The 11,782-nt window shown below is 47.0% G+C and carries 12 protein-coding genes; 5 read left to right on the top strand and 7 right to left on the bottom strand.

The features are described from left to right. Positions 1–151: 151 nt before the first annotated feature. The 3 genes from H8792_RS09815 to rfaD are packed head-to-tail and all read right to left on the bottom strand — an operon-like array spanning position 152 to position 3,227. Entirely contained in the window at positions 152–1,249 is a 1,098-nt protein-coding gene (locus tag H8792_RS09815; protein ID WP_185978783.1) for a polysialyltransferase family glycosyltransferase, read from the bottom strand. Continuing rightward, on the bottom strand, positions 1,242–2,261 hold the full coding sequence (waaC, locus tag H8792_RS09820) for a lipopolysaccharide heptosyltransferase I (protein WP_185978784.1): 1,020 nt from the start codon (positions 2,259–2,261) through the stop codon (positions 1,242–1,244). The genes H8792_RS09815 and waaC overlap by 8 nt, the downstream gene beginning before the upstream one ends. Beyond that, positions 2,262–3,227, bottom strand: a complete 966-nt coding sequence (rfaD, locus tag H8792_RS09825; RefSeq protein WP_185978785.1) for an ADP-glyceromanno-heptose 6-epimerase — start codon at positions 3,225–3,227, stop codon at positions 2,262–2,264. A 210-nt stretch (positions 3,228–3,437) separates the two neighbouring features. Here rfaD and H8792_RS09830 point away from each other — a divergent pair, with 210 nt between their 5' ends. Genes H8792_RS09830 through H8792_RS09840 form a run of 3 tightly spaced genes read left to right on the top strand, consistent with a single transcriptional unit; the run spans position 3,438 to position 6,788 of the window. Next, positions 3,438–4,100, top strand: a complete 663-nt coding sequence (locus H8792_RS09830) for a fused DSP-PTPase phosphatase/NAD kinase-like protein (RefSeq protein WP_185978786.1) — start codon at positions 3,438–3,440, stop codon at positions 4,098–4,100. Next, entirely contained in the window at positions 4,100–5,845 is a 1,746-nt protein-coding gene (gene msbA, locus H8792_RS09835) for a lipid A export permease/ATP-binding protein MsbA (protein ID WP_185978787.1), read from the top strand. The genes H8792_RS09830 and msbA overlap by 1 nt, the downstream gene beginning before the upstream one ends. Next, positions 5,835–6,788 carry an LpxL/LpxP family acyltransferase gene (locus H8792_RS09840; protein ID WP_185978788.1) on the top strand — a complete coding sequence of 318 codons (954 nt, stop codon included), beginning with the start codon at positions 5,835–5,837 and terminating at the stop codon, positions 6,786–6,788. The genes msbA and H8792_RS09840 overlap by 11 nt, the downstream gene beginning before the upstream one ends. A 133-nt stretch (positions 6,789–6,921) precedes the next feature. Here the strand turns inward: H8792_RS09840 and H8792_RS09845 are convergent, their stop codons facing one another. Beyond that, a complete protein-coding gene (locus H8792_RS09845) occupies positions 6,922–7,131 on the bottom strand; it encodes a zinc-finger domain-containing protein (RefSeq protein ID WP_185978789.1) in 210 nt (69 codons plus the stop codon). Between the two features lie 29 nt (positions 7,132–7,160). Next, positions 7,161–8,087, bottom strand: a complete 927-nt coding sequence (locus H8792_RS09850; protein ID WP_185978790.1) for a branched-chain amino acid transaminase — start codon at positions 8,085–8,087, stop codon at positions 7,161–7,163. A gap of 464 nt (positions 8,088–8,551) precedes the next feature. On the opposite strand from H8792_RS09850, the gene H8792_RS09855 reads away from it, so the two are divergent. Together H8792_RS09855 and argF are read left to right on the top strand one after the other, a co-directional pair. Beyond that, positions 8,552–9,724, top strand: a complete 1,173-nt coding sequence (locus tag H8792_RS09855; protein ID WP_185978791.1) for an aspartate aminotransferase family protein — start codon at positions 8,552–8,554, stop codon at positions 9,722–9,724. 108 nt (positions 9,725–9,832) lie between these two features. Then, positions 9,833–10,738 carry an ornithine carbamoyltransferase gene (argF, locus tag H8792_RS09860; protein WP_185978792.1) on the top strand — a complete coding sequence of 302 codons (906 nt, stop codon included), beginning with the start codon at positions 9,833–9,835 and terminating at the stop codon, positions 10,736–10,738. A gap of 76 nt (positions 10,739–10,814) precedes the next feature. Here the strand turns inward: argF and recR are convergent, their stop codons facing one another. Together recR and H8792_RS09870 are read right to left on the bottom strand one after the other, a co-directional pair. After that, positions 10,815–11,411, bottom strand: a complete 597-nt coding sequence (gene recR / locus H8792_RS09865) for a recombination mediator RecR (RefSeq protein ID WP_185978793.1) — start codon at positions 11,409–11,411, stop codon at positions 10,815–10,817. 11 nt (positions 11,412–11,422) lie between these two features. After that, positions 11,423–11,752 carry a YbaB/EbfC family nucleoid-associated protein gene (locus H8792_RS09870; RefSeq protein ID WP_185978794.1) on the bottom strand — a complete coding sequence of 110 codons (330 nt, stop codon included), beginning with the start codon at positions 11,750–11,752 and terminating at the stop codon, positions 11,423–11,425. Positions 11,753–11,782: the final 30 nt, after the last annotated feature.

The raw sequence follows: 11,782 nt of genomic DNA on the forward strand, positions 1-11,782 counted from the left end.
ATTCCAATCTTTTAAATACTTGGCCACAAATTGTCAAACCAACTCAATCCGCAATTTCTTAATTGATATAAATCGCCGTTAAAGAGTGAGCATGTCGCCAAACGCAAATATTTTCCAATCCACGCTCTTTTTACTGAAACGCATGACTTCTTTATTGCGTATTTTCCATCACTGTATCGATAATCTGCTTCATCGGCAAAACAGGAATATCCATTTTCTGATATAAATCAGCAAACTGCTTAAAATGCCGGTTTTCCTGATCCGGTTTAATCGCCAAAACTCCAACATCCGGTCTAAAAAGCCGAGTCATAATCAGGGTTGAACTCATATCACCTATGACAAAAGCGTTATCTCGCGGCATAAACGGTAACAGAACTTCAAACGGAATTTTGGCCGGGAGGATACTCACGTTTAGGCGGGAAGAGACTTGCAGCGGATCCAATTGCTGTTCACTCGGATGGTATTTAACCGAAATTCCGTAACCGGAAGACGACAAACTATCGACCAGGTCATAGACTCTGTCGACATAACCGGGAACCAGACGCATGTTTCGATCCTGCGGCAGAGTCAGCACAACCCGACTGTTTTCGATCACTTCCTGGTCAACATCGAAACAAGCCAACCAATGCTGCGTCAATTGGACGAAGTGCGGGGCGTAGAACCATTCAGGGTCGATTTTTTGCATTTTCTTGCGTTGAATCAGCGGATGCCCTTGCTCCGGGTAAGCAAGATACGCAGAGGTAATCCATTTACCCGCACCGACCGTCGGCGGCTGACTCCACCAGTTCCCGTATGCCAGCTTTTTGAAAAATGTATCGACATACCGATCCGAAAAACTTTTTGAAGCCTCTCGACCAACGTAACTGAACAGACCTTCATCAAGGTACACGCCTTCGACCTGCGGATGATTTTTGCGCGAATGATGCATCAAGAACTGGAACTCAATACGCCGGTCGTTACCGCAAAAAATATAATTCGGAGCATACTGCTCGACAATTTCTGCGAGCTCTTTAAAAAGCTGCTTTCGAAAGGCTTTTTTCTGCAACAGGGAGACTTCTCGCCCACCGAAAACAAAAACTTTATCGAAAGGTGAACCGGATTCCTTATCGCGTAAATTCTTGACGAAACAGTCCGACTGCCCCTCATATTGATCAATAAAAATTGCAATGCATTTACGAGCGCGATGTAACGCCAAGGCTGACGAAACAAACATATGCAAAGGGGTTGAAATCAGGTAGTAATCAAACATCTTCGAGCCATTTCTCTACTTCCGGAACGCCGATATTCTGTAAGGAAAGCCTTTCCTGATCGCCGGAAAAATTCTTTATATACTGACTTGCCAACGGAGAAACCAAACGAGCCACCTTGGGTCCATCCGCACCGACCAGCTCCGGGTCGGTCACGCGATAAAGAACCAGTAATGGAACATCCAAAGCAGCCGCCACATGTGACAATCCGGTATCCACCGAAACGACCGCATTCGCATTTTTCAATAAGGCCGCCATCTCATTCAGAGTCAGCATCCGTTCGGGAACCCAGACATCCTTATCGGACAAATCGGCTTTTAAACGAAGAGAACGAAGTTTTTCCTCGTCATTACCCCACGGGAGCACCACTTTTAGCCCTGACTCCACGGCCTTACGCAAAAGCTGATACCAGTTTTCTTCCGGCCAATATTTAGTTGCCCAAGTCGTACCGTGCAGACAGACCAAATAATTCTCGCTGCTCCATGGCAAAGCCTCGGGGCGATTCCACAACTCCGTCTGCAAACCATAATAAATCGGTTGACCTTGCGGTAATTCATAGCCTAATGCCTGGGCAAAAAGCAAGCGCAAGCGCAATATAGCGTGCTGTGATTTTTCTACCGAAAATTTGCGTTGATAAAATAAGCTGGCAAGCGGTTCGCGGGCACTCTTCAGGTCAAAACCGCTTATCGCCCCCTGTATTCTGCGGCCGACCCAAACGCTTTTATAAAGCCCTTGCGCATCCAGAATCAAATCGTAGGATGTCTGATTAATTTCCTCAAAGAAGGCTCTGACCTGGCGACGAGTTTCGCCTTTAAACAGGCTTTTTCGCCACTCTCTCAACTCAATCGGATAGACCTTATCTACTGCCGGATGCCACTTGGGAATTTCCGCAAACGTCTTTTCTACGACCCAATCGACCTTAATGTTTGGCATGGCCTGTAGCGCATCAGACAGAGCCGGAAACGTATGAAAAACATCCCCCATCGAGGACATCTTGATCAGCAGGACGCGCATCTATTTAAAATCCAAAACCTTCGGATTCTCACTTAACCAGGTCAAGTACTTCTCGACGCCCTGAGCAACCGTATGGAAAGGCGCATCATATCCAGCGTCTCTTAACAAAGTATTATCCGCCTGAGTAAAGCTTTGGTAAGCCCCTTTCAAATGTTCCGGAAACGGAATATATTCGATTTCACCTTTGCCGTGGAAAGCAATCACCGCTTCGGCGATATTCTTAAACGGTTCCGCTTGTGCCGGCCCCAGATTGAAAATACCCGATTTCTCCGGATTCTGCATAAACCACAAATTGACACTCACAACATCTTCGATATACACAAAATCGCGGGTCTGCATGCCGGCATCATAGCCATCGTACGGGCCAAACAGTTTCAACTTCTCACCGGCAAGCAGCTGGTTATGCAATTTGAAAGCCACACTGGCCATATCCCCCTTATGTTGTTCACGAGGGCCATATACATTGAAATAACGGAAACCGACAATCTGGCTTTGCGCCGTCGGAAGGATTCCACGCACATACTGGTCGAACTGAAACTTGGAAAAACCGTAAGCATTCAACGGCTTTTCGTATTGGCGCTCTTCAATAAAGGTCGGTCCGTCTCCATATACAGATGCTGAAGAAGCGTATAAGAACGGAATTTTATAATCCAGACAATAATGCAATACATCTTTAGAGTATTCGTAGTTATTGTCCATTAAGAATTGACCGTCCCATTCGGTGGTCGCGGAACAGGCCCCTTCATGAAACACGGCATCGATCTTCGGTAGGCCCTGTTCAGCAAAAATTCGCTGACGGAAATCTTCTTTATCTAAAAAATCCGCAAAATCGCAATCCGCCAAATTGATAAATTTCTTACCGTTTTTTAGATTATCGACCACCAAAATATCGGTGCGACCCATAGCATTTAACGCCTTGACGATATTGGAACCGATAAACCCCGCTCCACCAGTGACTACAATCATCTGCTCTGTCCGTATTTCTTATGTTTCATTTATTCGCTAGTCCAATCCGCACTCAACACTCAGCAAGATTACGAATTCAACTCATTCTTCTCTCGGCCCCGACAGCATACACAGTACTAACGTTTCCGAAATTCAGAAGCAATTCTATCATTTCATCGCCGATAAAAATTGTAAAATACCCCCTATTTAGCAAGCGTGGATACAGCCTTCATGACACATTTTCACTCTGTATGGGACAGAGTCAAAGCACATCTTCAAGCCTGGTTTATTGACCACGAGCTGTTGAGAGTCATATATCGTAATTTCTTCAGACTGTCGAATAACGCCTATAGGAGCAACCACCCGTCTCCGGCGTTTATCCGCAAAATGCAGCGTGAACACGGGTTAAAGAGCATTATCAGCCTGCGCGCAGCCAACAAATCCGGCCCCTACCGTCTGGAAAAAGAGGCTTGCGATCAACTCGGCATTCACCTTATCAACCATACAATGTCATCACGTGCTCTACCGAAAGTCGATCAGGTTCTCAAAGCCAAAGAAATTTTGGAGACAGCAGAATACCCTATCCTGATTCATTGCAAATCCGGGGCCGACCGCGCGGGATTGATGAGCGTCTTCTATAAATTATTCATTGAAAAAGAGCCGATTGAAGTCGCCTTAAAACAATTAAGCATGAAATACGGTCACTTCCGCTGGGCGGAAACCGGTAAACTGGATTTCTTTTTCGACGAATACCTGCGATTTGCCAAACTTCATCCAGAAACCGATTTTGTGGATTGGTTACAGAACCATTATGACCGTGAAGAGCTAAATCGCCGTTTCAAAAGCGACGGCTGGGCAAACATCGTGGTTAATAAAATCTTGAGACGAGAATAATGCTCGATCGTACGACTTTAAACCTGTACCGACGCTTACTAAAATATATCCTTCCCTACAAAGCCATGATTGCCGTTACCATGCTATCCCTGGTCGTCATAGCCGCGATGGAACCGGCGACAGCGATGGTCATGAAGGATCTGGTGGACGAGAGTCTGATCGCTAAAAACCCGGACTCTTTCATTCAGATGCCATTACTACTGGCGGGAATATTCATCATAAAAGGCTTTGCCGAGTATTTCAGCAAGGTATTCAGTCAGTGGATCGCCCAGAAAGCGATTCTTGCCATTCGTACTGACATGTACAGCAAAATGCAAAACCTGCCTTTTGCTAAATTTCAGTCGTACGGTACCGGCAATCTGATGTCCAAAATCACCTATGACGTGCCGCAAGCCAGTAACGCACTTTCCACCGCCTGGGTAACCTTAATCCGCGACAGCCTGACGATTCTTGCACTGATTGCCTATCTGCTATACACATCCTGGCAACTGACATTACTGATGTTGATTGTCGGCCCTGTCGTCGCCTGGATCATCGACAAAGCCAGTAAATTGATGCGCAACTCCTCCAAAGCGATGCAAAAAAACATGGGACAAATGACCCATCATCTAGAGGAAAGCTTGAACGCCTATCAGGACATTAAAATCTACGCAGCCGAATCCTATGAGCAAAAGCGCTTTAAACAAACCGGCAGCGAGCTTCTGAATAATTCCATGCACGTCACCAAAGTATCGGCATTGAACGTCCCCTTGGTGCAGGTTCTTGCCGCAATCGCTTTGTCGGGCGTTGTATATATTGCGATGCAAATGTCCGCCAAAGATCTCTTCACGCCCGGCGAACTGCTCGCTTATATCACGGCAATGGCATTAATTTTCGAACCGATCCGCCGTTTAACCAGCATCAACGAAACCGTGCAAAAAGGTATGGCCGCTTCGGAAAGTATCTTTGAATTGCTCGACCAGCCTGACGAACCGGATCAAGGTTCTAACAAAATCGAGCATCTGAAAGGCGAAATTCGCTTCGAAAATGTCGAATTCCGTTACAACAACAGTACCCAACCGGCCCTAAACAACTTTAACCTGGTTATCCCTGCTGGAAAAACCACCGCTCTGGTCGGCCAATCCGGCAGTGGGAAAACGACACTGGTTAATCTGATCACACGCTTCTATGACACCACCCAGGGTGGCATCTATTTAGATGGCGAAAACCTGCAATCACTGGATCGCAACCATCTTCGCGAACAAATTGCGCTTGTCGGGCAGAAAGTGACACTCTTCGCCGACACGGTTGCTGCCAACATTGCATACGGACGAGCAGACATACCGCGAGAAGCAATTATCGCCGCCGCTAAAGCCGCGCATGCCTGGGAGTTCATCGAACAATTACCGCAAGGCCTTGAGACGCAGATCGGTGAAAACGGCAGTCTGCTTTCCGGCGGACAGCGTCAGCGTATCGCCATCGCGCGCGCTTTTTTAAAAAACGCACCGATCTTGATTCTCGACGAAGCAACCTCGGCGCTCGACAATCAGAGTGAGAAGATGATTCAGGAAGCGATGGAAGTACTTAAACAAAACCGTACGGTCATCATCATCGCCCACCGTCTAAGCACCATTGAAAATGCCGACCAGATTGCGGTTCTCTCGCAAGGACAACTGGTCGAACTCGGCAATCATCGTCAGCTACTGGCACATCAAGGATATTATTCAGGCCTGTACCAGCAGGGAGAGCTGGCCGATGAAAGCTAAGCGCCCGCAAAAGAATAAGCAGATTACTCCATTTCAATATGCTTTTCTTGCACCGAAATACTGGGGGATCTGGTTGGGATTAGGCCTTCTCCGCTTGATCAATTTTCTGCCTTACAAACAGAAAATGGCTTTGGGAAAGCAAATCGGCAAACTCCTGTACAGAATTGCCGGCAAACGTCGACGTCTGGCTTTGGCGAACATTCGTTTAGCCCTGGCAGAGCTAAATGACCAACAGCAGTTGGAAATTCTCAAGAAGCACTTCGAGTCGATAGGCATCGCCTTAATCGAAAGCGGTATCGCCTTATGGGGCGAACACCGAAAAAATCATAAAACCTCTTTTGAAAGCTCGCTGATCGAACTTGTTGACGGTGAAAACCTGCAAGAAGCCAAGCAGGCAGGAAAAGGGGTTTTAATCGTCTCACCGCATTTCACTACCGTCGAAATGACAGGAGTGCTTCTCTCCTTTCTAACACCATTCCGACCGGTATACCGACCGCACGACAATCCACTCATGGATTATTTAATTGCCAAAGGGCGTTCGATTGAATTCGACGACGGCTCGAAAGTGCAACCGATCTCTAATGCCAACACACGTGAAATGCTTAAGGCACTTCGAAACGGTGAATGCATGGTGATACTTCCCGACCAGAGATATCGGACCAAAGGACATGTTAAGGTTCCTTTTTTCAACCATATTGCCCCAAGTAATCCCGCCACATCCAAACTGAGTAAATTGACCGGCTGCAAAGTCGTACTCGCATTTACCAGCCGACTTGACAACGGCAAATACCAAATCCGCTTCCTGCCTGCTTTGAAAGATTTTCCTTCCGGAGACGATTACCAGGATACCCTTCGACTGCATCACATCTACGAAGATGCTATTCGCAGCAACCCTACCCAATATTTATGGGTCCACAACCGCTGGGATCTTAAAGATTATTAATCGTGACCCGTGATTAGCAAAAAACCTCTAAGGACTTTCGACACGAAATTCTCCAACCCAAATAAAAAGGCCGCGACAATCGAAATTGTCACGGCCTTCAAAACTAAACCCGTTTGGCATCTATGCAGCCAAATCAGTGTCCACCTGCATGATTCGGATCAAAATCGATCAACACATACTCGGCACCGCAATATGGACATTTCGCTTTACCGGTCTTTTCAATCGGCAAGTAGACTCTGGGGTGCGAATTCCACTTACTCATCTCCGGCGTCGGACAATGTAAAGGCAAATCCGCTTTAGTCACCTCATAATGTTTTTTAGCGTTCGTCGAGTTTGACGTCATCCGTAACTCCTAATCGTTTGAAAATTTTATTATGCAACCGGGGTCAGCCAGTCCATGTGAGCAGGCGAACGCCCGTGAACGATGTCGAAATAAAGCGACTGCAACTGCTCGGTTACAGGCCCACGAGTACCGGCTCCGATCGCACGACCGTCCAGCATACGAATTGGCGTCACTTCGGCCGCTGTTCCGGTAAAGAAAGCCTCATCGGCAATATAGACTTCGTCACGGGTAATGCGTTTTTCAACCACTTCAATGCCGGCATCCTTAGCCAACTGCATGATTGTACGTCGGGTAATACCGTCCAAACAGGAAGTTAATTCCGGCGTATACAGAACACCATCTTTAACCATAAAGAAGTTTTCACCAGAACCTTCGGAAACATAACCATCCACGTCAAGCAATAGTGCTTCATCGCAGCCATGACTGATCGCTTCCTGAAGAGCCAACATCGAGTTCATATACTGACCGTTGGATTTTGCTTTGGTCATGGTTACGTTAACGTGATGACGGGTATAGGAAGAAGTGGCAATTTTAATACCACGGGTCAAATTCTCTTCACCCATGTAAGCACCCCATTCCCAAGCTGCAACCATAACATGCACCTGCAAATTATCGGCACGCAGTCCCATTCCTTCCGAACCGAAAAACGCCATCGGACGAATATAGGCCGATTTTAAACCATTTTCTCGGACAGAGGCTTTTTGCGCCTCATTCAAGGTCTCTTTATCGAATGGAAGCTGCATATTCAAAATTTTTGCGGAGTTAAACAAACGATCGGTATGTTCCTGCAAACGGAAAATAGCAGTACCCTGTTCGGCATCATAGGCTCGGACCCCTTCAAATACCCCCATTCCATAATGCAAGGTGTGGGTTAGCAAATGGACTTTAGCCTCACGCCAAGGAACCATTTCTCCGTCCAACCAAATCACGCCATCTCTGTCCGCCATCGTTTGCATTCAAAAAATCTCCCACAAAAATTAAAAAAGTTTAAGCCGGTCATTTTATCGCAAAATCAATTTTTTTTGATTTTTTTTCAGTACTTTACGGTAAGAATTCGCTAAGTAAATCCCTCCCGAAAACACGCCTCTATTCGCCCTGAAACATCTTTCGACAAATTACCCGAATTTATAGACCACTCTCTGATACTAAATAAGACTAATATAGAGAAATTCAATAAATTTTATCCGCTTAGCAGGTCCTATGTGCTTGCTATTTTATTCACAATAGATAAAATCACTTTTTTAAATTTAAAAAATTAAGTTTGAAAAGCAACCTTGTTAGGTCAGATTTTTAAGTCGCCAACACACGAATTCAAAACCACTGTGTCGACAATTTAAAAATATTACCTAGGGTTGCTTTTTTGTTTTGGCCGAAGACTCAAAAGTTCCATCAAGACTTCGCCTCGGAGACTGATTAAATTATGTCAAACCATTTAATGAATACTTATGCTCGCCTGCCAGTCAGTTTTGATAAAGGCCAAGGCGCTTTATTATTTGATGCAAACGGTCAAGCTTACCTGGATGCCGTCAGCGGAATTGCCGTGTGCAGCCTTGGGCATGCCCATCCTGACGTCAGTGAAGCGATCTGCAATCAAAGCCACAAACTGATTCACACTTCAAATCTCTATCAAATCGAAAACCAGCAGCAGCTAGCAGATCGTTTGATCGATATCTCCGGCATGGATCGAGTCTTTTTCAGCAACTCGGGCGCTGAAGCGAATGAAGCTGCGATCAAAATCGCCAAGAAATACGGCCACCAGAAAGACATCGACAAAGCCGAAATCATCGTGATGGAAAACAGCTTTCACGGCAGAACCATGGCGACTTTATCCGCTACCGGAAATGCTAAGGTTCAGGAAGGTTTCACCCCTCTGGTCGAAGGCTTTATTCGTGTACCGTTTGACGATATCGAAGCTGTTAAAGCGCACAGCAGCAATCCGAATATCGTCGCTATTTTGGTCGAGCCGATCCAGGGTGAAGGCGGTGTGCACATTCCGCAAGACGGTTATCTGAGTGCCCTAAAAGCGATTTGCGAAGAGCACGGCTGGCTACTGATGCTGGACGAAATTCAAACTGGACTTGGTCGTACAGGTAAGTGGTTTGCCGGACAGCACGACGGTGTTACTCCGGATGTAATGACCCTGGCCAAAGCACTCGGTAACGGTGTACCGATCGGAGCCTGTCTTGCCAAAGGCAAAGCTGCCGAGGTTCTGGCTCCCGGCAACCATGGCACAACCTTCGGAGGGAATCCGCTGGCATGCGCCGCAGGTCTGGCCGTTCTGAATGCACTTACTGTTCATAATCACATTGAGCAGGTTGCCAAAAAAGGCGAAGCTCTGCTGAACGCATTCAAACAGAGCTTGTCCGGTGTAGCCGGCGTCAAACAAATCCGCGGCCGCGGCTATATGCTAGGTATTCAGCTTGACCGTCCTTGCGGTGAGTTGGTAAGCAAAGCCCTGGAAAACAAACTTCTGATCAACGTAACTCGGCAGGACACCGTTCGACTATTGCCGGCTTTCGTTATGACACAACAACAAAGCGACCAGCTGGTCGAAGAAGTCACTCAATTAATCAAAGACTTTTTAAGTCAATAAAACGGAGGGCAACCTGGTTAGACAGGCCTATTCGACATTATTTTAAATTTCTGGCCAACTAGTCAGACCGCGCTCTCGACAGCAATTCAAGACTGAAAAAGAAACGCTATGACTGTAAGACATTTTTTAACACTCAAAGATTTAACTCCGGCAGAGCTGCAGCAGCTACTGAAACGAGGAATCGAACTCAAGCAGATGCAAAAAGCGGGCGAAATTTTCGAACCGCTTAAAAACAAAACCTTGGCGATGATTTTCGAAAAATCCTCGACCCGTACCCGCATCTCTTTTGAAACCGGCATGACTCAACTGGGCGGTCACGCGCTGTTCCTGTCCCCACGAGATACTCAACTGGGTCGTGGAGAACCGATTGAAGATTCCGCTCGCGTCATTTCCAGCATGGTCGACGGCATTATGATCCGCACCTTTGGTCACGACATCGTCGAAACCATGGCTCAATATTCGCAAGCCCCGGTAATCAACGCCCTGACGGATGATTTTCACCCTTGCCAACTGTTGGCCGACATGCAGACTTACTACGAGCATCGCGGCAGTATCCAAGGCAAGACCGTTACCTGGGTCGGCGATGGTAATAACATGTGCCATAGCTACATCAATGCCGCCGCTCAATACGACTTTAAATTACGCATCGCGTGCCCGGAAGGTTTTGATCCAAATCCTGAGCTGGTGACAGCGCACGCAGATCGAGTAGAAATCGTCCGCAACGTAATGGATGCCGCGGAAAGCTCCGATTTGATCGTGACCGATGTTTGGGCCAGCATGGGACAAGAAGAAGAGCAGCGTCTTCGCGAAGCCGCTTTCGCCGACTATCAAGTCAATAAAGCGGTAATGCTGCAGGCGAATTCGGATGCGCTATTTATGCACTGCTTGCCGGCTCACCGTGGTGAGGAAGTCACCGCCGAAGTCATCGATGCCGAAGGCACCGTCGTCTGGGACGAAGCGGAGAACCGTTTACACGCCCAAAAGGCACTGCTGGAATTCCTGATGAGCAATTAATTTAGGCAATAGTTACGCATCGATAAAAAAATAGGAGGTAAATACCTCCTATTTTTTTATCTGCCCGACAACAATTCTAGAGCAATTGCTTTCGGCTCAAAAACGCCTGAGACAAGGTGCTGCTATCCAGATACTCCAACTCACCGCCAACAGGAATCCCTTGTGCCGGACGCGAGACCGTCACAGAATACTTGTCGGCCAACTGCTGGATATAGTGTGCCGTCGCCTCCCCTTCAACCGTTGGATTAGTGGCAACAATCAACTCCTGAATCGGCTCCTTATCCAAGCGCGCTTCGAGAAGCTCCAAGCCTAATTCTGCAGGACCAATACCGTCAATCGGAGACAAGTGCCCCATCAACACAAAATACTTTCCGTTAAAAGCACCGGAAGCCTCGATCACAGCAATATCCGCCGGGCTTTCGACAACACACAGCAAAGTCGCGTCACGATGGTTAGAAGCACAAATCTGACAGACTTTCTCTTCCGTCAAGGTTCGACAACTTTCACAGTGCCCGACATTCTGCACCGCATCTCGCAATACATCGGCCAAACGCGAAGCTCCATTACGATTTCGTTCCAATAGATAAAACGCCATGCGCTGTGCCGATTTTGGGCCGACACCAGGCAAAACCTGAAAAGCTTCAATCAGAGATTGAATTAAAGGACTGGACATCTGTTATCGCTTTAAAACGGCATTTTCATTCCGCCCGGCAAATCCATACCGGCCGTTAATCCACCCATTTTTTGCTGAGTCTCCTGTTCAAGACGACGAGAAGCGCTGTTGACCGCAGCAGCGATCAAATCTTCCAACATTTCCTTATCATCCATCAGGCTTTCATCAATATCAACTCGAATCAGCTCGTGCTTACCGGTCATAGTCACCTTAACCATACCGCCGCCGGCTTCGCCGGTAATTTCCATATTGGCGATCTCTTCTTGCGCTTTCTGCATATTCTTTTGCATCTCTTGCGCTTGTTTCATCAGGTTTCCTAAACCGCCTTTTCCACCAAACATGGGTTTTCTCCTTTAGATTTGCGTTCTGTC

Origin of the sequence: Thiomicrorhabdus heinhorstiae (assembly GCF_013391765.2) — a bacterium.
Classification (GTDB): Bacteria; Pseudomonadota; Gammaproteobacteria; order Thiomicrospirales; family Thiomicrospiraceae; genus Thiomicrorhabdus; species Thiomicrorhabdus heinhorstiae.

Coding starts and splice junctions, on each gene's coding strand:
- H8792_RS09815 (WP_185978783.1), bottom strand. CDS start 1,249: ATGTTTGATTACTACCTGATTTCAACCCCTTTGCATATGTTTGTTTCG.
- waaC (WP_185978784.1), bottom strand. CDS start 2,261: ATGCGCGTCCTGCTGATCAAGATGTCCTCGATGGGGGATGTTTTTCAT.
- rfaD (WP_185978785.1), bottom strand. CDS start 3,227: ATGATTGTAGTCACTGGTGGAGCGGGGTTTATCGGTTCCAATATCGTC.
- H8792_RS09830 (WP_185978786.1), top strand. CDS start 3,438: ATGACACATTTTCACTCTGTATGGGACAGAGTCAAAGCACATCTTCAA.
- msbA (WP_185978787.1), top strand. CDS start 4,100: ATGCTCGATCGTACGACTTTAAACCTGTACCGACGCTTACTAAAATAT.
- H8792_RS09840 (WP_185978788.1), top strand. CDS start 5,835: ATGAAAGCTAAGCGCCCGCAAAAGAATAAGCAGATTACTCCATTTCAA.
- H8792_RS09845 (WP_185978789.1), bottom strand. CDS start 7,131: ATGACGTCAAACTCGACGAACGCTAAAAAACATTATGAGGTGACTAAA.
- H8792_RS09850 (WP_185978790.1), bottom strand. CDS start 8,087: ATGCAAACGATGGCGGACAGAGATGGCGTGATTTGGTTGGACGGAGAA.
- H8792_RS09855 (WP_185978791.1), top strand. CDS start 8,552: ATGTCAAACCATTTAATGAATACTTATGCTCGCCTGCCAGTCAGTTTT.
- argF (WP_185978792.1), top strand. CDS start 9,833: ATGACTGTAAGACATTTTTTAACACTCAAAGATTTAACTCCGGCAGAG.
- recR (WP_185978793.1), bottom strand. CDS start 11,411: ATGTCCAGTCCTTTAATTCAATCTCTGATTGAAGCTTTTCAGGTTTTG.
- H8792_RS09870 (WP_185978794.1), bottom strand. CDS start 11,752: ATGTTTGGTGGAAAAGGCGGTTTAGGAAACCTGATGAAACAAGCGCAA.